Here is a 21,107-nt window from a genome sequence, read left to right on the forward strand (position 1 = left end):
ATACTGGCCGCCATTATGGGCTGTCGCGGTAGCCGGGGAAACCGGAGCCTGCGGCGCGGGCAAAGCCGCGCCTAGAGGTGTATCATCGCGCGCGTTCGCGTTCAGGCCCCCGCCCCACTCCAGGATTTTTTCGATGTTCAAGGCTCTGCGTTACTTTGGCTGGCCCCTGCTCACTGGCGTGCTGATCGCCGCACTGATCATCCAGCGGTTCCCGGAATGGGTCGGCCTGCCCAGCCAGGACGTCAACCTGCAGCAGGCGCCGCAGACTTCGCGGATCGTGCAAGGCCCGGTCAGCTATGCCGACGCCGTCACCGTCGCCGCCCCAGCCGTGGCCAACCTGTACACCACCAAAGCGGTGAACAAGAACGCTCACCCGCTGTTCGAAGACCCGCAATTCCGCCGCTTCTTCGGCGACAACCTGCCCAAGCAACGGCGCTGGGAGTCGAGCCTGGGCTCGGCGGTGATCATGAGCCGCGAAGGCTACCTGCTGACCAACAACCACGTCACCAGCGGCGCGGACCAGATCGTGGTGGCGCTCAAGGACGGCCGCGAAACCCTGGCGCGGGTGATCGGCAGCGATCCGGAAACCGACCTGGCGGTGCTGAAGATCGATCTCAAAGACCTGCCGGCCATCACCATCGGCCGCTCCGACAACGTGCACATCGGCGATGTCTGCCTGGCCATCGGCAACCCCTTCGGCGTCGGCCAGACCGTAACCATGGGCATCATCAGCGCCACGGGCCGCAACCAACTGGGGCTGAACAACTACGAAGACTTCATCCAGACCGACGCGGCCATCAACCCGGGCAACTCCGGCGGTGCGCTGGTCGATGCCGACGGCAACCTGATCGGCATCAACACCGCGATCTTCTCCAAATCCGGCGGCTCCCAAGGCATTGGCTTCGCCATCCCGGCCAAGCTGGCGTTGGAGGTCATGAAGTCGATCGTCGAGCACGGCCAGGTGATTCGCGGCTGGCTGGGCATCGAAGTGCAGCCGTTGTCGCAGGAACTGGCCGAGTCGTTCGGCATGCAGGGTCGTCCCGGCATCGTCGTGGCCGGCATCTTCCGTGACGGTCCGGCCCAGCGCGCGGGCCTGCAACTGGGTGATGTGATCCTGAGCATCAACGGCGAGCCGGCCGGTGATGGCCGCAAGTCGATGAACCAGGTGGCGCGGATCAAGCCGAACGAAAAGATCAGCATCGAGGTGATGCGCAATGGCAAGCAGCTCAAGCTGATCGCCGAAGTGGGCCTGCGCCCGCCACCAGCGCCGGTGGCCAAGCAGGAAGAGAAGTAAGCCAACCCCACGCCTCCAGAAGCGGGCAAGCCGCTTCTGGAAAGCCCCGCGTCATCAGTGCAGGATCTGGCTCAGGAACAGCTTGGTGCGGTCGCTGCGCGGGCGGTCGAAGAAGTCGTCCGGCGCGGCCTGCTCGACGATCTCGCCCTTGTCCATGAAGATCACCCGATTCGCCACGGTGCGGGCGAAGCCCATCTCGTGGGTCACGCAGAGCATGGTCATGCCGTCTTCGGCCAGTCCGACCATGGTGTCGAGCACCTCCTTGACCATTTCCGGATCCAGCGCCGACGTCGGCTCGTCGAACAGCATGATCTTGGGTTTCATGCACAGCGCGCGGGCGATGGCCACCCGCTGCTGCTGACCGCCGGACAACTGCCCCGGATACTTGTGCGCCTGCTCGGGAATGCGCACCCGCTCCAGGTAATGCATGGCGATTTCCTCGGCCTTGCGCCGTGGCAGCTTGCGCACCCACATCGGCGCCAAGGTGCAGTTCTCCAGAATGCTCAGGTGCGGGAACAGGTTGAAGTGCTGGAACACCATGCCGACCTCGCGACGGATCGCCTCGATCTGCTTGAGGTCGTTGGTCAACTCCACGCCATCGACCACGATGCGCCCCTGCTGGTGTTCCTCCAGCCGGTTGAGGCAGCGGATGGTGGTGGACTTGCCCGAGCCCGACGGGCCGCACAGGACGATGCGCTCGCCCTGTCGCACGTTGAGGTTGATGTCCTTGAGCACATGGAACTGGCCGTACCACTTGTTCACGCCCTGCATCTGGATGATGCCTTCGGGGCCGGCGCTGTGTCTGATCGCTTCACTCATCTCGAAACTCCTAACGCTTGTGGCCAGTGTCCAGCTTGCGCTCCAGGTGCATGGAGTAGCGCGACATGGCGAAACAGAAAATCCAGTAAACCAGGGCGGCGAATACGTAGCCCTCGGTGGCCATGCCCAGCCAGGCAGGGTCTGCCGTGGCCTGGCGGGTGCTGTTGAGCAAGTCGAACAGGCCGATGATGATCACCAGGCTGGTGTCCTTGAACAGCGCGATGAAGGTGTTGACGATGCCCGGAATCACCAGCTTCAAGGCCTGCGGCAGGATCACCAGGCCCATGGCCCGCCAGTAGCCCAGGCCCATGGCGGCGGCGGCCTCGTACTGCCCCTTGGGGATGGCCTGCAAGCCGCCACGCACCACTTCGGCGATGTACGCCGACTCGAACAGGATGACGAAGATCATGGCCCGCAGCAGTTTGTCGAAGCTGGTGCCCTCAGGCATGAACAGCGGCAGCATCACCGACGACATGAACAGCACGGTAATCAGCGGAATGCCGCGCCAGAACTCGATGAAGGTCACCGAGACCGCCTTGACCACCGGCATGTTCGAGCGCCGGCCCAGCGCCAGCAGAATCCCCAGTGGCAAGGCAGCGGCGATGCCCACGGTGGCGATCACCAGCGTCAGCATCAGCCCGCCCCACTGCGAAGTCGGCACGCTGCTCAGGCCGAAGCTGCCGCCGTGCAGCAACAGGTAGGCGAGGATCGGATACAGCACCAGGTAGCACAGGCCGTAGGGCAGTTTTCGCGGAAAACGCCGAATGAACAGCGGCGCGGCGCCGATCACGCCCAGCCACACGCTCAAGTCCACCCGCCAGCGCAACTCGCTGGGGTAGTAGCCATACATGAACTGGCCGAAACGCTGCTGGATGAACACCCAGCAAGCGCCCTGCCCGCTGCAGTCGGCGCGGGTACTCCCGGTCCAACTGGCGTCGAGGAACGCCCAGTGCAGCAGCGGCGGCACGATCAGCCAGATCAGGTACAGCGCGAATAGCGTCAGCAGGGTATTGGCCCAACTGGAAAACAGGTTGGCCCGCAGCCAGGCGAGCACGCCGACGGTCTTCACCGGTGGCGGCATGTCGGGTTTGAAAAAATGGGTAGTCATGCGCCGGCCCTCACCGTTCGATCAGCGCAATGCGCTTGTTGTACCCGTTCATCAGCAACGAGATGCTGATACTGATGGTCAGATACACGCCCATGGTGATCGCCATCACCTCCACCGACTGGCCGGTCTGGTTCAGCACCGTACCGGCGAACAGCGACACCAGCTCGGGGTAGCCGATCACCGCCGCCAGCGACGAGTTCTTGGTCAGGTTCAGGTACTGGCTGGTCAGCGGTGGAATGATCACCCGCATGGCCTGGGGGATGATCACCTTGCGCAGGGTCGGCCCTTCGCGCAGCCCAAGCGAGCGCGCCGCCTCGGTCTGGCCATGGCTGACCGAGCGGATGCCAGCGCGAACGATCTCGGCGATGAACGCAGCGGTGTAGATCGACAACGCCAGGGTCAACGCCAGGAACTCGGGAATCAGCACCCAGCCGCCGGTGAAGTTGAACCCTTTGAGCTGCGGCACCTGCCACTGCAGCGGGTTGCCGAACAGCAGCACGCACACCCCCGGGATACCGACCAACAGCAGCAGGCCGACCCAGAATTTGTGAAACGGCTGGCCGGTTTCATCGAAACGCCGGTTGGCCTGGCGCACCATCACCACGATTGCCACCAGCGCCAGCAACAGGGACACCACGAACGGCCAGAAGCCTTCGCCCATCGACGCACCGGGCATGTTCACACCGCGACTGCTGATGAAGAACAGGTCATCGATGTTGATGCTGCCGCGCGGCCCCGGCAGCGCCGTGAACACGGCGAAGTACCAGAACAGGATTTGCAGCAACGGCGGGATGTTGCGGAAGGTCTCGACGTACACCGCCGCCAGCTTGCCGATCACCCAGTTCGACGACAGCCGCGCCACGCCGATGATGAAGCCGAGCACGGTGGCCAGGACGATGCCGATGGCACTGGCCAGCAGGGTATTGAGCAACCCCACCAACAGCACGCGGGCGTAGGTGTCGGTCTCGTTGTAGTCGATCAGGTGCTGGGCGATGCCGAAGCCGGCACTGCGCTCGAGGAAATCGAAGCCCGAGGTGATCCCCCGGTGCTGCATGTTGGTCTGGGTGTTGTGAATGAGGAACCAGCCCAGGGCGATCACGGCCACGACCGTAACGACCTGGAACAGCCACGCACGCACGCGCGGATCGCTCAGGGACAGCCCTTTGCGCGCGCCGGTTGGATTGTTCATGAAAGGCACCGAAAGCAAGGAAGTGGAACGACCCGCGACGGCCACATACCGTCGCGGGTGACGGCGATCAGCGCACCGGTGGCGCGTACTGGATACCGCCGTTGTTCCACAGAGCGTTCAGCCCACGGTCGATCTGCAGCGGCGTGCTCTTGCCCAGGTTCTTCTCGAACACTTCGCCGTAGTTGCCCACCTGCTTGACGATCTGCACCACCCAGTCCTTGGGCAGCTTGAGGTCCTTGCCGTACTCACCGTCGGCGCCGAGCATGCGCGCCACGTCCGGGTTCTTGGTGGACTTGGCCTCGGCTTCGACGTTCTTGGAGGTCACACCGGCTTCTTCGGCGTTGAGCATGGCGAACAGCGTCCAGCGCACGATGCTGAACCAGTCTTCGTCACCCTTGCGCACTACCGGGCCGAGGGGCTCCTTGGAAATGGTTTCCGGCAGTACCACGTAGTCGCCCGGCGCGGCCAGCTTGGAGCGCTGTGCGTAGAGCTGCGACTTGTCCGAGGTGAGCACGTCGCAACGCCCGGACTCGAGCGATTTGGCGCTCTCGTCGGAGGTATCGAAGGTGATCGGGGTGTACTTCAGGCCATTGGCGCGGAAATAGTCGGAAACGTTCAGTTCGGTGGTGGTGCCGGCCTGGATGCAGATGGTGGCGCCGTCGAGCTCCTTGGCGCTTTTCACGCCGAGCTTGTTGTTGACCAGGAAGCCGATACCGTCGTAGTAGGTGACCCCGGTGAACACCAGGCCCATGCCGGCGTCGCGCGAGCTGGTCCAGGTGGTGTTGCGCGACAGCACATCGACTTCACCGGACTGAAGCGCGGTGAAGCGCTCCTTAGCGTTGAGCTGGCTGAACTTGACCTTGCTGGCATCGCCGAACACGGCCGCCGCCACGGCGCGGCAGACATCGGCGTCGATGCCGACGATCTTGCCCTGGGCGTCAGGGACGGAGAAGCCCGGGAGGCCGTCGCTCACGCCACACTGGACGAAGCCCTTCTTCTGCACCGCATCGAGCGTGGCCCCGGCCTGTGCGGTGCTCACGGCACCGAAGGCGGCGGCAGCGGTCAGGACTGCCAGCGTGGTTTTCAACATCTTCATCAACAACCTCCAAATGCTCTTGTTGTATCGAGCCGGAATTGCACCGCGCCCTCATGAGGCGCATCCGACCCTGGTTGGCGTGTTATTCGGGTCAATTGGCGCAACGGGCCGTTCTGTGACAGCCTTTCCTGCAAGTGGACGGTGTTACCGGTCCGGTTTCGCCCCGTGCAGCGACATGGACATAGCAAGGGGCGTACCACAGTGACCGCCTAAAGCGTTTAAGCAGACGTCAAGAGGGTAAAGTTGCAGCGTTGCGACATGCAGTTATGGCCCTCGCCATCCACGCCGCCTTTTCACGCACTCAATGAGTTCCCACGCACTTTTTCGGAGCATTCATGACCCAACCGTTGATCCTCGAACCCCAGAATACGGCCGATGCCTGTGTGATCTGGTTGCACGGCCTGGGCGCCGACCGTTACGACTTCCTACCGGTGGCCGAATTTCTTCAGGAACGACTGCATAGCACGCGCTTCATCATGCCCCAGGCGCCAACCCGCCCGGTGACCATCAACGGCGGCTATGCCATGCCCAGCTGGTACGACATCAAGGCCATGAGCCCGGCGCGGGCCATCGACGAAGCGCAACTGGACGCCTCCGCCGCGCAGGTCATCGACTTGATCGAAGCCGAACAGGCCAAGGGCATCGACCTGGCCCGCATCGTCCTGGCCGGTTTCTCCCAGGGCGGCGCCGTGGTGCTGCATACCGCGTATATAAAGTGGCAAGAGGCCCTGGGCGGCGTCATCGCCCTGTCGACCTACGCCCCGACCTTCAGCGACACGCACCAGCTCAGTGCCTGTCAGCAGCGCACGCCTGCCCTGTGCCTGCATGGCGTGCACGATCCGGTGGTCATTCCCTCCATGGGGCGCACGGCGTTCGAGTACCTCAATACCTGGGGCGTGGCGGCGCGCTGGCACGAATACCCCATGGAACACGAAGTGCTGGTGGAAGAACTGAGCGACATCCACGACTGGCTGGCCCAGCGGCTTCAGTGATTGCCCACGCGCCTGTAGTCGCGGGCGCATTGCACTACGCCGAGTGGGGTTCTTGCATTACACTGCCCGGCGTACATTCCTTAATCAATTGACGAGACGACCGTGCTCAAGGCACTCAAGAAGATATTCGGCAAAGCCGACGCCGCCCCGCAGGCCGTCGCGCCCTCTGCCCCCGTGACAGCCCAAACGCCGCAGCCCACTGCCGCTCACCCGCCCAAGCCCGAGCGCGCCAGCGCGCCCAGCCCTCAGCCGGAGCCAGCGCCTCAGGCCACTGCACCGGTCGCCCGGACCCCGCGGGAAAAACCGCGCCGCGAGCGCAAACCCAAGCCGCAGGCCAGCCTGTGGAAACCGGAAGATTTCGTGGTCGAACCCCAGGAAGGCAAGACCCGCTTCCACGACTTCAAGCTCTCCGACACGTTGATGCATGCCATCCACGACCTGGGTTTCCCCTACTGCACGCCGATCCAGGCGCAGGTGCTGGGCCACACCCTGCGCGGCCAGGACGCCATCGGTCGGGCCCAGACCGGCACCGGCAAGACCGCCGCGTTCCTCATCTCGATCATTGCGCAACTGCAACAGACGCCGCCGCCCAAGGAACGCTACATGGGCGAGCCGCGCGCATTGATCATCGCGCCCACCCGTGAACTGGTGGTGCAGATCGCCAAGGACGCCGAAGCCCTGACCCGCTACAGCGGGCTCAACGTGATGAGCTTCGTCGGCGGCATGGAGTACGACAAGCAGCTCAAGGCCCTGGAGAAACGCCACTGCGACATTCTGGTGGCCACGCCTGGGCGCCTGCTGGACTTCCAGCAACGCGGCGAAGTGCACCTGGACATGGTCGAGGTGATGGTGCTGGACGAGGCCGATCGCATGCTCGACATGGGCTTCATCCCGCAGGTGCGGCAGATCATCCGTCAGACCCCGCCCAAGAGCGAACGTCAGACCCTGCTGTTCTCCGCCACCTTCACCGACGACGTGATGAATCTGGCCAAGCAGTGGACCACCGATCCTGCCATCGTCGAGATCGAGCCGGAGAACGTGGCCAGCGAAACCGTCGAGCAGCACGTCTATGCCGTGGCCGGCAGCGACAAGTACAAGCTGCTGTACAACCTGGTGACGCAGAACGGCTGGCAGCGGGTGATGGTCTTCGCCAACCGCAAGGACGAGGTGCGGCGCATCGAGGAGCGCCTGGTGCGCGATGGCGTCAACGCCGCGCAACTGTCCGGCGACGTGCCGCAGCACAAGCGGATCCGCACCCTGGAGAACTTCCGTGAAGGGCGCGTCACCGTGCTGGTGGCCACCGATGTGGCCGGACGCGGCATTCACATCGACGGCATCAGCCATGTGATCAACTTCACCCTGCCGGAAGACCCGGACGACTACGTGCACCGCATCGGCCGCACCGGGCGTGCGGGCACCAGCGGGGTGTCGATCAGCTTCGCCGGGGAGGACGACGCCTACCAACTGCCGGCGATCGAGGAACTGCTGGGGCGCAAGATCAAATGCGAGATGCCGCCGGACGCGTTGCTCACGCCGGTGCCGCGCAAGGCCCAGGCGAGCGCCAACCCGTCGGTGTAGACGCGCCCGGCTACTGCCAGCGCTCGGCCGCGTCCTGGTCGCTCTGACGGCCTTCCACCCAGCGCGGCCCCTCCTGGGTGGTTTCCTTCTTCCAGAAGGGCGCGCGGGTCTTGAGGTAGTCCATGATGAAATTGCAGGCGTCGAACGCCGCCTGCCGGTGCGCGCTGGCCACGCCGACGAAGACGATCGGCTCGCCCGGCTCCAGCGCGCCGATGCGATGCAGCACCTCGACCTTCAACAACGGCCAGCGCTGCTGCGCCTCGTCGACGATCTTGCCCAGCGCCTTCTCGGTCATGCCCGGATAGTGCTCGAGGAACATCCCCGCCACCTCGCGCCCGTCATTGAAGTCGCGCACGTAGCCAACGAATCCCACCACCGCACCCACGCCGACATTCGCCGCGTGCAGGGCATTGAGCTCGTAGCCCGCATCGAAGACGGCCTGCTGAACCCGTATGGCCATGCTCAGCCTCCCGTTACCGGTGGGAAAAAGGCCACCTGGTCGCCCTCCTCCACGGGCTCGTCGAGCCGGCACAATTCCTCGTTGCGGGCGCACATCAGGTTCTGCTCGGCCAGCACCGCGTAGGCGCCGCCCTTGGCCAGCAACGCCTGGCGCACGTCGTCGAGCACCTGAAAATCGCCGTCGAGCGACTCGCCGTCGAGCCCGAGCCGCTCGCGGTAGCGGGCGAAATACAACGTCCTGATCTTCATCACACAGGCACCTGGTAATGGCCGCTCTTGCCGCCGATCTTCTCCAGCAGGCGCACCTGCTCGATGACCATGCCTTTGTCGACGGCCTTGCACATGTCGTAGATCGTCAGGGCGGCGACACTCGCGGCAGTCAGCGCCTCCATCTCCACCCCGGTCTGCCCAGCCAGCTTGCAGCGGGCGAGGATGTGCACGGCGTCTTCGCCGTCGGCGCGCAGCTCCACCTTGACGCTGGTAAGCATCAGCGGATGGCACAGTGGGATCAGGTCGCTGGTTTTCTTCGCCGCCTGGATACCCGCAATGCGCGCCACGGCGAACACATCACCCTTGGGGTGCTCGCCCTCGACGATCATGCGCAGCGTGGCCGGCAACATGCGCACCCGCGCCTCGGCGCTGGCCTCACGTGAGGTCACGGCCTTTTCAGTGACGTCGACCATGTTGGCGCGCCCCTGGGAATCGAGATGAGTCAGCACTGCTCTGCTCCTGTGAAGAGAGTGCAGAGTGTAAACCGCTACTGGGCGAATGTGCAGGCAAAGCGCCCCAGCGCCGGCGAGCCGGCGTTGAGGCGTTGGGGGCTACATATGCGACTCGGCGTACTCGGCCAGCACCGAGCGCGGCACACCCTGCAGGGTGATGTGCACGCCGTGGGGGAAGTCCTTGAAGCGCTCGGTGAGGTAGGTCAGGCCCGAGCTGGTGGCGGACAGGTAGGGGGTGTCGATCTGTGCCAGGTTGCCCAGACATACCACTTTCGAGCCGGAGCCGGCACGGGTGATGATGGTCTTCATCTGGTGCGGGGTGAGGTTCTGGCATTCATCGATGAGGATCAGGCTCTGCTGGAAGCTGCGCCCACGAATGTAGTTCAGCGACTTGAACTGCAACGGCACGCGCTCGAGGATGTACTCCACGCTGCCATGGGTGCTCTCGTCATCCATGTGCAAGGCTTCGAGGTTGTCGGTGATGGCGCCCAGCCAAGGCTCCATCTTCTCCGCCTCGGTGCCCGGCAGGAAGCCGATCTCCTGGTCCAGGCCCTGCACGCTGCGGGTGGCGATGATGCGCCGGTAGCGCTTGCTGACCATGGTCTGCTCGATGGCAGCGGCCAGCGCCAGGATGGTCTTGCCCGAGCCGGCGGCGCCGGTCAGGTTGACCAGGTGGATGTCCGGGTCGAGCAAGGCGAACAGCGCCAGGCTCTGATGGATGTCGCGCGGCTTCAGGCCCCAGGCCTCCTGATGCAGCAACGGTTCCTGGTGCAGGTCCAGTAGCAGCAATTCGCCTTCGCGCACCCCTTTGATCCAGCCGACGAAACCTTGCTCGTCGATGATGAACTCGTTCACGTGCACCGCCGGCAGCGGCTCGCTCAATTGCACGCGATGCCAGGTGCGGCCGCGCTCCTGGCGGGTGTCGACCTTGCTCACGCGGTCCCAGAACGAGCCGCTGACCGAATGGTAGCCCTTGGACAACAGCGACACGTCGTCGACCAACTGGTCGGTGCTGTAGTCCTCGGCGGCGATGCCGCAGGCCCGCGCCTTCAGGCGCATGTTGATGTCCTTGGTCACCAGCACCACGTCCAGGTCGCCGCGCCGAGCCCGCAGCTCCAGCAACTGGTTGATGATGATGTTGTCGTTCAGGTGTTCGGGCAGCAGCCGCGACGGCTCGTGGCGCGGACTCATCAGGATCGACAGGAAACCCTTGGGACCGCTCTTGCCACGCTGGATCGGCACGCCCTGTTCGACGTCGGTGGGCGAGGCCTCACCCAGGGTCTGATCGATCAGGCGGATGGCCTGGCGGCATTCGGCGGCGATGGTCTGCTTGCCGGTCTTGAGCTTGTCGAGCTCCTCCAGCACCGTCATCGGGATGGCGACGTGGTGCTCCTCGAAGTTGAGCAAGGCGTTGGGGTCGTGTATCAGGACGTTGGTATCGAGGACATACAGGATGGGCTTGTTGGAGGAAGGGTTGCGTCCTTGGTCATCCATACTCGGTCACCTTATGTGAAAGCAGGACGGCACAGGCGTACTGCGCCGCAGAGTGACCGCCGTTCTCCCCGTATCCGCGTCGTTACGGGCGGGGAGCGCACCTGGCAGAAGGAGGGCCTGGATGACGCCACCTGTGCTGCAGGAATCGGCTGTCTGGCTCCTTCATACCGCAAAAAGCGTGACGGAAAAAAGACTTTTTACGCGCACATGAAGTTTATTTTGCTGAATGACGAAGCGCCCTTGGCGTGATGCGCAACGACGACTACAGTCAGGGATGGAGCCGTTTTTTCTCCTGCACCACCGTTAGCGCGCCGTCGCGTAGGCGTGGCAGTCTTCCCAGCCGATACCGCTCTGCGCCGTGTGCTGCAGCAGCCATTGGAGCGCAGGCTGGGCCTTGGGCTGGCTGTCATGGAACTGGATCACGCCCTTGCGCCATAACAGCATCAGCGTCAGCACGCGCTGGGCCGATTGCTCGGCGTCCAGCGCGGTGTCGTCCTGGGCATCGATGTCCCACAACGACACCTGTAGCCCCTGCGCGGTCATGAAGCCTTCGCCATCGGCGCGGCGCTGGCCATAGGGTGGTCGAAACAGGGGGACATACTGCTCGGGCATCAGCGCCTGCACCTGCGCCTGGCTGCGCCGCAGCGAGTCCTGCCAGTCCTGCCACTGGGCATGCGAGCGGTATTCCCAGCCCTGGATGCCCACGCACTGCCCGGCGTACAAGCTCGCCACATCCGCGCCCTGGCTGGCGTCGCGGCGCTGCTGCACGCGGCTGCCGAGCACGAAGAAGGTGCCGCCCAGCTTCTGCCGGCGCAGGTAGTCGGCCAGTGTATCGCTGCTGCTGCCCACCGGGCCCGGGCCTCCGGCGAAGGTCAGCAGGAACACCCGATCGTTGAGCTCGTCGCCGCTGCGCTCGCGGCTGGAGAGTCGTTCGACCTCGCTGCTGGTCTGCGGAAACAGCGCGGCCTTGCGCAATTGCTCGTCCAGGTAGCGCTGGTTGAAGCGATGACTGGGCTCGACCCACCCCTGGTAGAACTCGCCCACCTCGCTGGCGAAGGTCGCCGAGCGCGTGCGCAGATCCGCCATCGAGTCCACGGCGTAGCAGAACGACGCATCCTCCTCGCAGCTCAGTTGCGCCTGCTGGTAGTTCTCCCACAAGCGCTGCCACATCCGCGCCCGCACCGCGCGCACCACCGACAGGTTGATCTGGCGCAGCCCCAGGCGCGCCGCCAGGCTGCCTTCATCGAGCATCTCGCTTTCATGCAGCACCTGGGCGAAGGAGAGGATCTGCGCCCGCGAGGCCACATCGAACAGGACCGGGCTGTCGAGCTGTTCCGGCCACAGGCTGCGGTCGAAACTGACCGCCAGCGGCGGGGCAGCCTGCGCCGCCGTAGCGAACAGCGCGAACAGAAGAGCGAGGGCGATGCGCACGAGCAGTCTCCGCAAAATGAACTGACGCACTATAGCGTCACAGCCGCCGATGGTCTGTGCCTATGGCAGGCATAGTTTGGCGCGCCAGCGCAGGCCCCCGTAGAATCACGCCAACCTTTCCAGGAGCCGACCCCATGTTGACGGTGATTTCCCCCGCCAAGACCCTCGACTACGACACCCCACCCGTCACCCAGCGTCATACCCTGCCCCAGCACCTGGATCATGCGCAGATCCTCATTGAGCAACTGCGCGATTTTTCGCCGGCGCAGATCGCCGAACTGATGCACCTGTCCGACAAGCTCGCCGGCCTCAACGCCGCCCGCTTCGGCAGCTGGACGGCCGACTTCACTCCCACCAACGCCAAGCAGGCGCTGCTGGCCTTCAAGGGCGACGTGTACACCGGGCTGGACGCCGAAAGCCTGAGCGAAGACGACTTCGCCTATGCCCAGCAGCACCTGCGCATGCTCTCGGGCCTGTACGGGCTGCTGCGTCCTCTGGACCTGATGCAGCCCTATCGCCTGGAGATGGGCACCAAGCTGGCAAACGCTCGCGGCAAGGACCTCTACGCCTTCTGGGACACGCGCATCAGCGAATGGTTGAACCAGGCCCTGGCCGACCAGGGCGATGACCTGCTGCTGAACCTGGCCAGCAACGAGTACTTCGGTGCGGTGAAGAAAAACGCGCTCAAGGCGCGGGTGATCGACGTCGACTTCAAGGACCTGAAGAACGGCCAATACAAGATCATCAGTTTCTACGCCAAGAAAGCCCGTGGCCTGATGAGCCGCTTCGTGATCCAGGAGCGCATCGCCGACCCCGAGCAGCTCAAGGGCTTCGACGTCCAGGGCTACTACTACAGTGCCGAGCAGTCGCGGCCAGACCATCTGGTGTTCCTGCGCGACCAGCCCGAGCCCTGACCCCACCGCCCCGCCACTCCCAGGCGGGGCTAATCGGTGACCCACACCCACACTCACCCCGCCTCGAGGCCCTGGGCCTGCACGCCCGTCACCTGCGGGAGGTCCACGTATCGTCACGAACAATGAGCCTCGATCCCTGGTCACGAAAGCCACAAAAACCCGGCGGTTAAATGCAGCCGTCTGTGGTCGTCGTCAGCTCAGCGAAAATTCGACACCAGGAACGCCAAAAAATGGTCGCCAAAAAACCATCAGCCCTGTCTGTTGCCTAGGTTCATGAACGACCACTCGTAAATTTCCGACTTTTTTTGAAAAAAAATTTCCGATGCTGGCATATAACCATCCCACCTCGTTTTGCCCCTTTATATATCGGGACGAAACCGGACCGTGCCATCAGAATGAAAGTATTTATCATTGAAAAAATATTTAGAAATCTTTCATCTGCGCCGAACCCACCCCGGAACTTACCTTCCAAGCACCGCTCATACCACCCGTAACGATTCACCAGCGTGCAACGTGAGAGATGACTTACAGCTAACTTAAGGCCGGTTTCCACTGCCGGCCCCGACAACTTCGGCTACCGCTTCGGGTACACCCAGCGGCCGGTCCAAGAAGGAGAGACGCGCCCCTTACTAATCGTCCTAGTGGTTGATTTCAAAGGATTTACTCACTTGAAAGAACAAGCACAGCAACGCACCGCATAAGGCGTTGCAATAAAGACGGCTGCATTCAAGGGCACGCCTTTTAATTACTGGCCATTTAATTGCCAAGTTTGAGCGCACTGCAGTATGCGCTCCGGATTCGTTCATGCCTGCGCCCGGTGAAGTGTCACTTCGCCATGGATCCGTGCGCCTGCAAGAGCAGGTCAATCAACCCGGCTCGGTTCTGTGGAAGAACCGGCGCGATATACACACGAGGTGAATACGATGCGTATCAGCATCTTTGGTTTGGGTTACGTAGGTGCCGTCTGTGCAGGTTGCCTGTCGGCACGCGGTCATGAAGTGATCGGCGTGGACGTGTCCACCACCAAGATCGACCTGATCAATCAGGGCAAGTCGCCCATCGTCGAGCCGGGCCTGGAGCAATTGCTGCAACAGGGCATCGCTAATGGCCGACTGCGTGGCACCACTGACTTCGCCGAAGCCATCCGCGCCAGCGACGTGTCGATGATCTGCGTCGGCACCCCCAGCAAGAAAAATGGCGACCTGGGCCTTGAGTACATCGAATCGGTGTGCCGCGAGATCGGCTATGTGCTGCGCGACACCACCCGCCGCCACACCATCGTGGTGCGCAGCACCGTGCTGCCGGGCACCGTGAAGAACGTGGTGATCCCAATCCTCGAAGACTGCTCCGGCAAGAAGGCGGGCGTCGATTTCGGCGTGGCGGTCAACCCCGAGTTCCTGCGCGAAAGCACCGCGATCAAGGACTACGACCAGCCACCGATGACCGTCATCGGCGAACTGGACAGCGCCAGCGGCGACGTGCTCCAAGCCATCTACGAAGAGCTCGACGCGCCGATCATCCGCAAGCCGATCGAAGTGGCCGAGATGATCAAGTACACCTGCAACGTCTGGCACGCCACCAAGGTCACCTTCGCCAACGAAATCGGCAACATCGCCAAGGCCGTGGGCGTCGATGGCCGCGAAGTGATGGACGTGGTCTGCCAGGACAAGGCCCTGAACCTGTCGCAGTACTACATGCGCCCTGGCTTCGCCTTCGGCGGCTCGTGCCTGCCCAAGGACGTGCGCGCCCTCACCTACCGCGCCGCCAGCCTCGACGTGAAAGCACCTCTGCTCGATTCGCTGATGCGCAGCAACGAGTCCCAGGTGCAGAACGCCTTCGACATCATCGAAAGCCATGACAAGCGCAAGGTCGCCCTGCTTGGCCTGAGCTTCAAGGCCGGCACCGACGACCTGCGCGAAAGCCCGCTGGTGGAACTGGCCGAGCGCCTGATCGGCAAGGGCTACGAGCTGAACATCTACGACCAGAACGTCGAGTACGCCCGTGTCCACGGCGCCAACAAAGACTACATCGAGTCGAAGATCCCGCACGTGTCCTCGCTGCTCAACGCCGACTTCCAGCAGGTGATCGACGGCGCCGACATCATCGTCCTGGGCAACCGCGACGAGCAGTTCCGCGCCCTCGCCCAGCAGGCGCCGGCAGGCAAGCAGGTGATCGACCTGGTCGGTTTCATGAGCAAGCCCACCAGCACCGCCAGCCGCACCGAAGGCATCTGCTGGTAAGCCAGCCCGACGCGGGGCCACCCGGCCCCGCCTTTTCCCGATTTCTCGCGACGGATGCTGAACATGCAAAGGCTCCAGACAGTGCTGCTGCAGTGCGCCGGATGGCTGCTCTTCATGAGCCTGCTCATGCTGATCGCCCTGGCCCTGCCCAGCGATATCTTCGACTCGCAATCGAAGCACTTCATCTTCCTGGTCGGCGCTGTCGGCATCTGGCGCTACTCCATGGGCGCCACCCATTTCATCCGCGGCATGATCTTCCTGTACCTGGTCTACCCCTACCTGCGCCGCAAGGTGCAGAAGCTGGGCAAGGCCGCCGATCCGTCGCACGTGTACCTGATGGTCACCAGCTTTCGTATCGATGCGCTGACCACCGCCCAGGTGTACAGCTCGGTGATCCGCGAAGCGATCGACTGCGGCTACCCCACCACCGTGGTCTGCTCGCTGGTGGAGAAGTCCGACGAGTTGCTGGTCAAGAGCCTGTGGGCCAAGTACAACCCGCCCGAGCACGTGGCCCTGGACTTCGTGCGTATCGCCGGCACCGGCAAACGTGACGGCCTGGCCTATGGCTTTCGCGCCATCTCCCGCTCGCTGCCGGACGAGAACGCCGTGGTGGCGGTGATCGACGGCGACACCGTGCTGGCCGAAGGCGTGGTGCGCAAGACCGTGCCGTGGTTCAAGCTCTACCCCAACGTCGGTGGCCTGACCACCAACGAATTCTGCGAAGTGCGCGGCGGCTACATCATGAGCGAGTGGCACAAGCTGCGCTTCGCCCAGCGCCACATCAACATGTGCTCGATGGCCTTGAGCAAGCGCGTGCTGACCATGACCGGGCGCATGTCGATGTTCCGCGCCAGCGTGGTCACCAACCCCGAGTTCATCGCCGACGTCGAGAGCGACTCGCTGATGCACTGGCGCCTGGGCCGCTTCAAGTTCCTCACCGGCGACGACAAGTCCAGCTGGTTCAGCCTGATGCGCCTGGGCTACGACACCTTCTACGTGCCGGACGCGGCGATCAACACGGTCGAACACCCGCCGGAAAAGAGCTTCCTCAAGGCCAGCCGCAAGCTGATGTACCGCTGGTACGGCAACAACCTGCGGCAGAACTCCCGCGCCCTGGGCCTGGGCCTGCGGCGCCTGGGGCTGTTCACCAGCATCGTGCTGTTCGACCAGCGCGTGTCGATGTGGACCAGCCTGCTGGGCCTGACCGTGGCGCTGATCGCCAGCTTCAAGTTCGGCCTGCAGTTCCTGCTGGTGTACCTGCTGTGGATCGGCATCACCCGCCTGATCCTCACCATCATGCTGCTGTGCTCGGGCCACAGCGTCGGCCCGGCCTACCCGCTGATCCTCTATTACAACCAGATCGTCGGCGCGCTGATGAAGATCTACGTGTTCTTCCGCCTCGACAAGCAGTCCTGGACCCGTCAGCCGACGGCCCTCAAGCGTGACCTCGCCAGCTTTCAACAATGGTTCAACACCTGGTCCTCGCGGACCATGACCTTCTCGGCGGCCAGCATCTTCGTCGCTGTGCTGTTCATGGTCGTGTGAGCCCAACCCGGATCGATGCAAAGGAACAAATCGCCATGAATAACGCTGTCAACGTCAACGTCGTGCATGAGTCCGAGGCCCAGCGCCAGCACGCTCGCGTGCGTATTCCCGCCAAGCTGCGCTACCTCGACGGCGAGCGCCAGCAGCAGGAGGTCAAGGTCGACGACCTGTCCGCTGGCGGCCTGTCGTTCCATGCCAAGCGCGCCCTGCCGGTCGGCGAACTGCTGCGCGGCCGCCTGCAGTTCGTGGTCGACAACCTCGGCCTGGCGATGGACGTCGAGCTGCTGGTGCGCTCCAGCGACACCAGCAGCGGGCGCATCGGCGCCGAGTTCCAGAACCTGGAACCGCGCGACATCGCCACCCTGCGCCACATCATCACCAGTCACCTGTCCGGTGAGCTGATCAGCGTCGGCGACGTGCTCAGTACCCTGCAACGCGACAACTTCACCAAGGCGCGCAAGCAGAAGGACGCCGGCTCCGGCCTGTCGCCCTTCGCCCGCCTGCGTGCGGTCAGTGTCACCCTCGGCGTGTTCGTGGTCGGCATCGCCGCCTTCGGCTTCGTCGCCAAGTCGCTGTACGGCCTGTACTTCGTCAGCCACGCCGAAGCCGGGGTGGTCGCCGTGCCCACCACCACCATCACCATGCCCCGCGACGGCAGCTTGCAGGGCCTGGTGCAGACCGGCGCGCAGATCGGCAAGGGCGCGCCGCTGGCCACCTTCAACACCAGCATGCTGGACCTGCTCAAGGGCCACCTGGACGACTCGCAACTGGAGCCGGCCAAGGTCGAGGAGCTGTTCGGCAAGCAGCTCTCCGGCACCCTCACCAGCCCCTGCGACTGCGTGGTCGCGCGGCAACTGGTGGACGACGGCCAGTACGCCAGCAAAGGCCAGCCGGTGTACCAGTTGATCCCGCGCACCACCCATCCAACGGTCGAAGCACGCTTCAGCTATCGCCAGTTCGACGAGGTCAAGCCCGGCACCCGGGTCAACTTCCAGGTGGCTGGCGAAGACCAAGTGCGCACCGGCGTGATCGTCGGCAGCAGCAGCCTGGACACCGACAACCTGGCCTCGGACATCCGCGTGCAGATCAAGCCTGACGGCGCGTTGCCCGCAGAGCTGGCCGGGCGTCCGGCCTCGGTGAACAGCGACCGTGGCCCGTCGATGGACTGGCTGATCGACCGCGCCGTGGCGCGCGGGCTGTAAGGGGACCGGGGATGAAGCCTTTGAACGGTGTTTCTTCAGTGGCGGCGATGCTGCCTCCCACCGGTACGGCGCTGGAGACGAGCGCTGTGGGCGCGGGCTCGTCCCGCGGTCGGGCGAACAGCGCCCGCCCACTGACCTGGTGCGCCCTGGCCGCCGCCATCGCCCTGGCCGGCTGCTCCGGCCTGCCCGACCAGCGCCTGGCCAACGAAGCGCTGAAACGCGGCGACATCGCCACCGCCCAGGCCAACTACAAGGCCCTGGCCGACCTGGGCTACAGCGATGCCCAGGTGGGGCTGGCCGACATCCAGGTCAGCAGCCGCGATCCGGCGCAGCTCGAACAGGCCGAAGCCACCTACCGCGCGGCCGCCGCCACCTCGCCGCGGGCTCAGGCGCGTCTGGGCCGCCTGCTGGTGGCCAAGCCCGGCAGCACCCAGGCCGAGCGCGAAGAAGCCGAAACCCTGCTCAAGCTCGCCGCCCAGCAAGGCGAGGGCAATACCCTGATTCCGCTGGCCATGCTCTACCTGCAATACCCGCAGAGCTTCCCGGACATCAACGCTCAGCGCCAGATCGACCAGTGGCGCGCCGACGGCAACCCCGAGGCGGGCCTGGCCCAGGTGCTGCTGTACCGTACTCAGGGCAGCTACGACCAGCACCTGGACGACGTCGAGCAGATCTGCAAGGCCGCGCTCAGCGCCGCCGACGTCTGCTACGTGGAACTGGCCACCGTCTACCAGAAGCGTGGCCAGAGCGACCGCCAGGCCGACCTGCTCGACCAGCTCAAGTCGGCCCACGCCCGTGGCACGGTGCCGGCCACCCGGGTCGATAGCGTCGCCCGGGTGCTGGCCGACCGCAGCCTCGGCCAGACCGACGAGAAGACCGCCCAGGCCCTGCTCGAATCCGTCGCCCCGAACAACCCCGCGTCCTGGGTGAGCCTGGCGCAACTGCTCTACGACTTCCCCGAACTGGGCGACACCGAGCAATTGCTGGCCTACCTCGACAAAGGTCGCGACGCCGAACAGCCGCGCGCCGACCTGCTGCTGGGCCGTCTGTACTACGAAGGCAAGCAGGTGCCGGCCGATGCTCACAAGGCCGAGCAGCATCTGCAGGCTGCGGCCGATGCCGGCGAAATCAGCGCCCATTACTACCTCGGCCAGCTCTACCGCCGTGGCTACCTGGGTCAGGTGGAACCGCAGAAGGCGGTCGATCACCTGCTCAGCGCCGCCCGTGGCGGTCAGCTCAGCGCCGACTATGCCCTGGCCCAGTTGTACAGCGAAGGCCACGGCATCCGTCCCAATCCGGGCAACGCCTGGGTATTCGCCCAGCTCGCCCAGCTCAACCCCACTGAGCAGTCCAGCGAGCTGCTGCAACAGCTCGAACCGCAGCTCGACGCCGAGCAGCGCAGTCAGGCCCAGCGCCTGCTGGAGCAGGAAAAGACCGCGCGGGCCGGGATGCTCCAGGCCAGCACCAGCAGCCTGGCCCTGGACGCCCTGCAGGACGGCAACGACCAGAACGACGCAGACGCCGAGGATTCGCTATGACGCTCAACCCCTTCGTGAAAGCCGGCATCGGCCTGAGCTTCGCCCTGTTGTGGTCGCTGCCGACCCTGGCTGCCGAAACCGCCGCCAAGAACTTCGGCCTGGAGGTCAAAGTCACCGGTCAGTCCGAAGACGACCGCGACCTGGGCACCCGTCCCGGCGGCGACGTCAACGGCCTGGGCCTGGACCTGCGCCCCTGGGTCTACGGCGAGCGCGGTAACTGGAGCGCCTATGCCATGGGCCAGGCCGTGACGGCCACCGACACCATCGAAACCGACACCCTGCGCCAGAACGACGACGGCACCGCGGTGGACACCGGCGACGACAGCCGCAAGCCGGACAAGAGCTACCTGGCCCTGCGCGAGTTCTGGGTCGGCTACAGCGGCTTCACGCCCTACCCCGGCGAGCAACTGCGCTTCGGTCGCCAGCGTCTGCGCAGCGACGACGGCATGTGGCGCGACACCAACATCGAGGCGCTGAACTGGAGCTTCGACACCACCCTGCTCAAGGCCGACCTGGGCGTGGCGCAGCGCTTCAGCGAATACCGCACCGACCTCACCGAACTGGCCCCCGAAGACAAGCACCGCACCCATGTCTTCGGTAACGTCGCCACCCAGTGGACACCCGGGCACTGGGTCGGCCTGCGCGCCCATCACACCCACGACAGCGGCAGCCTGAAAAACCCTGGCGAGCGCGTCGATGCCCTGGACAAGACCCGCACCGGCGATCTCACCTGGCTGGGCCTCGAAGCCAACAGCGATGCCTACAACTGGCGCAACGACCATACCGTCAACTACTGGGGCAGCCTGACCTGGCTGACCGGCAACCGCGACACCCTGAGCAGCCAACTGGTGGGCGACGAGCAGGTCGCCACCGGCACCCGCAGCGGCGACGTCAACGCCTGGGCCACCGACCTGGGCATCCGCCTGCGCCTGGACCCCAACTGGCAGGTCGGCGCGGCCTATGCCCGCGGCAGCGGCGGCGGCAGCGACGGCTCGAACAACTTCGAGCAGACCGGCCTTGAAAGCAACCGCTCCAACTTCACCGGCACCCGCTCGCGCGTGCACCGCTTCGGCGAAGCCTTCCGTGGCGAGCTGGGCAACCTGCAGGCAGCCACCCTGTTCGCTTCCTGGCAACTGCGCGAGGACTACGACGCCAGCTTCATCTACCACAAGTTCTGGCGCGTGGACGGTGAGCAGAACATCGGCTCCAGCGGTATCAACGCGGTGGTCAACGACGACGGCATCAACCGTCCGCTGGTCAATGGCGAGAAAGACCTGGGCCAGGAAATGGACGTGGTGGTGACCAAGTACTTCAAGCAGGGCCTGCTGCCCGCCTCGCTGAGCCAGTCGATCGACGAGCCCTCGGCGCTGGTACGCCTGCGCGCCGGCGTGTTCAAGCCCGGCGATGCCTACGGCAAGGAAGCGGACTCGTACATGCACCGCGCTTTCGTCGACGTGATCTGGCGCTTCTAAGGCCGGCCAAGGAC

At 64.5% G+C, this 21,107-nt stretch carries 18 protein-coding genes; 9 read left to right on the forward strand and 9 right to left on the reverse strand.

From position 1 onward, the window contains the following. Positions 1 to 133: 133 nt before the first annotated feature. Complete coding sequence (gene algW, locus NJ69_RS13775; RefSeq protein WP_039579893.1) at positions 134 to 1,294, forward strand: Do family serine endopeptidase AlgW; 1,161 nt, start codon at positions 134 to 136, stop codon at positions 1,292 to 1,294. 54 nt (positions 1,295 to 1,348) lie between these two features. On the opposite strand, the gene NJ69_RS13780 is transcribed toward algW, so the two are convergent. The 4 genes from NJ69_RS13780 to NJ69_RS13795 form a co-directional block, all read right to left on the reverse strand. Then, the gene (locus NJ69_RS13780) at positions 1,349 to 2,113 is read right to left on the reverse strand and encodes an amino acid ABC transporter ATP-binding protein (RefSeq protein WP_039579896.1); all 765 of its coding nucleotides are present in this window, start codon (positions 2,111 to 2,113) and stop codon (positions 1,349 to 1,351) included. A gap of 10 nt (positions 2,114 to 2,123) precedes the next feature. After that, positions 2,124 to 3,221, reverse strand: a complete 1,098-nt coding sequence (locus tag NJ69_RS13785) for an amino acid ABC transporter permease (RefSeq protein ID WP_039579898.1) — start codon at positions 3,219 to 3,221, stop codon at positions 2,124 to 2,126. A gap of 10 nt (positions 3,222 to 3,231) precedes the next feature. After that, positions 3,232 to 4,410: an amino acid ABC transporter permease gene (locus tag NJ69_RS13790; protein WP_039579901.1), complete on the reverse strand. Its 1,179-nt coding sequence runs from the start codon at positions 4,408 to 4,410 to the stop codon at positions 3,232 to 3,234. Between the two features lie 67 nt (positions 4,411 to 4,477). Continuing rightward, entirely contained in the window at positions 4,478 to 5,506 is a 1,029-nt protein-coding gene (locus tag NJ69_RS13795) for an amino acid ABC transporter substrate-binding protein (protein WP_039579903.1), read from the reverse strand. A gap of 335 nt (positions 5,507 to 5,841) precedes the next feature. Between NJ69_RS13795 and NJ69_RS13800 the strand changes: the two genes are divergently transcribed. Both NJ69_RS13800 and rhlB read left to right on the forward strand, forming a co-directional pair. Further along, positions 5,842 to 6,498, forward strand: a complete 657-nt coding sequence (locus NJ69_RS13800; protein ID WP_039579906.1) for an alpha/beta hydrolase — start codon at positions 5,842 to 5,844, stop codon at positions 6,496 to 6,498. A 102-nt stretch (positions 6,499 to 6,600) separates the two neighbouring features. After that, on the forward strand, positions 6,601 to 8,076 hold the full coding sequence (rhlB, locus tag NJ69_RS13805) for an ATP-dependent RNA helicase RhlB (protein WP_039579908.1): 1,476 nt from the start codon (positions 6,601 to 6,603) through the stop codon (positions 8,074 to 8,076). A 10-nt stretch (positions 8,077 to 8,086) separates the two neighbouring features. Here rhlB and moaE read toward each other — a convergent pair whose 3' ends face one another. From moaE to NJ69_RS13830, 5 genes are all read right to left on the reverse strand, one after another. Continuing rightward, complete coding sequence (gene moaE, locus NJ69_RS13810) at positions 8,087 to 8,536, reverse strand: molybdopterin synthase catalytic subunit MoaE (protein WP_039579911.1); 450 nt, start codon at positions 8,534 to 8,536, stop codon at positions 8,087 to 8,089. Positions 8,537 to 8,538: 2 nt separating this feature from the next. After that, complete coding sequence (locus tag NJ69_RS13815; RefSeq protein ID WP_029614993.1) at positions 8,539 to 8,784, reverse strand: MoaD/ThiS family protein; 246 nt, start codon at positions 8,782 to 8,784, stop codon at positions 8,539 to 8,541. After that, positions 8,784 to 9,254, reverse strand: a complete 471-nt coding sequence (gene moaC, locus NJ69_RS13820) for a cyclic pyranopterin monophosphate synthase MoaC (protein WP_039579913.1) — start codon at positions 9,252 to 9,254, stop codon at positions 8,784 to 8,786. Before moaC ends, NJ69_RS13815 begins: the two co-directional genes overlap by 1 nt. A gap of 102 nt (positions 9,255 to 9,356) precedes the next feature. Next, a complete protein-coding gene (locus NJ69_RS13825) occupies positions 9,357 to 10,751 on the reverse strand; it encodes a PhoH family protein (RefSeq protein ID WP_039579916.1) in 1,395 nt (464 codons plus the stop codon). Between the two features lie 303 nt (positions 10,752 to 11,054). Continuing rightward, positions 11,055 to 12,182 (reverse strand): polysaccharide deacetylase family protein, encoded by a 1,128-nt coding sequence (locus NJ69_RS13830; protein WP_039579919.1) that lies wholly within the window; start codon positions 12,180 to 12,182, stop codon positions 11,055 to 11,057. A 134-nt stretch (positions 12,183 to 12,316) separates the two neighbouring features. Between NJ69_RS13830 and yaaA the strand changes: the two genes are divergently transcribed. From yaaA to NJ69_RS13860, 6 genes are all read left to right on the forward strand, one after another. After that, positions 12,317 to 13,096 carry a peroxide stress protein YaaA gene (gene yaaA / locus NJ69_RS13835; RefSeq protein WP_039579921.1) on the forward strand — a complete coding sequence of 260 codons (780 nt, stop codon included), beginning with the start codon at positions 12,317 to 12,319 and terminating at the stop codon, positions 13,094 to 13,096. A 923-nt stretch (positions 13,097 to 14,019) separates the two neighbouring features. Next, the gene (locus NJ69_RS13840) at positions 14,020 to 15,336 is read left to right on the forward strand and encodes a nucleotide sugar dehydrogenase (protein ID WP_039579924.1); all 1,317 of its coding nucleotides are present in this window, start codon (positions 14,020 to 14,022) and stop codon (positions 15,334 to 15,336) included. A 63-nt stretch (positions 15,337 to 15,399) separates the two neighbouring features. Further along, a complete protein-coding gene (gene alg8, locus NJ69_RS13845) occupies positions 15,400 to 16,881 on the forward strand; it encodes a mannuronan synthase (protein WP_039579927.1) in 1,482 nt (493 codons plus the stop codon). A gap of 35 nt (positions 16,882 to 16,916) precedes the next feature. Next, positions 16,917 to 18,083: an alginate biosynthesis protein Alg44 gene (locus NJ69_RS13850; RefSeq protein ID WP_039579930.1), complete on the forward strand. Its 1,167-nt coding sequence runs from the start codon at positions 16,917 to 16,919 to the stop codon at positions 18,081 to 18,083. Positions 18,084 to 18,130: 47 nt separating this feature from the next. Beyond that, positions 18,131 to 19,621 carry an alginate biosynthesis TPR repeat lipoprotein AlgK gene (gene algK, locus NJ69_RS13855; protein WP_209435537.1) on the forward strand — a complete coding sequence of 497 codons (1,491 nt, stop codon included), beginning with the start codon at positions 18,131 to 18,133 and terminating at the stop codon, positions 19,619 to 19,621. After that, positions 19,618 to 21,093 carry an alginate export family protein gene (locus NJ69_RS13860; protein WP_039579932.1) on the forward strand — a complete coding sequence of 492 codons (1,476 nt, stop codon included), beginning with the start codon at positions 19,618 to 19,620 and terminating at the stop codon, positions 21,091 to 21,093. Before algK ends, NJ69_RS13860 begins: the two co-directional genes overlap by 4 nt. Positions 21,094 to 21,107 lie beyond the last annotated feature (14 nt).

Source organism: Pseudomonas parafulva (genome assembly GCF_000800255.1).
Taxonomy (GTDB): domain Bacteria; phylum Pseudomonadota; class Gammaproteobacteria; order Pseudomonadales; family Pseudomonadaceae; genus Aquipseudomonas; species Aquipseudomonas boreofloridensis.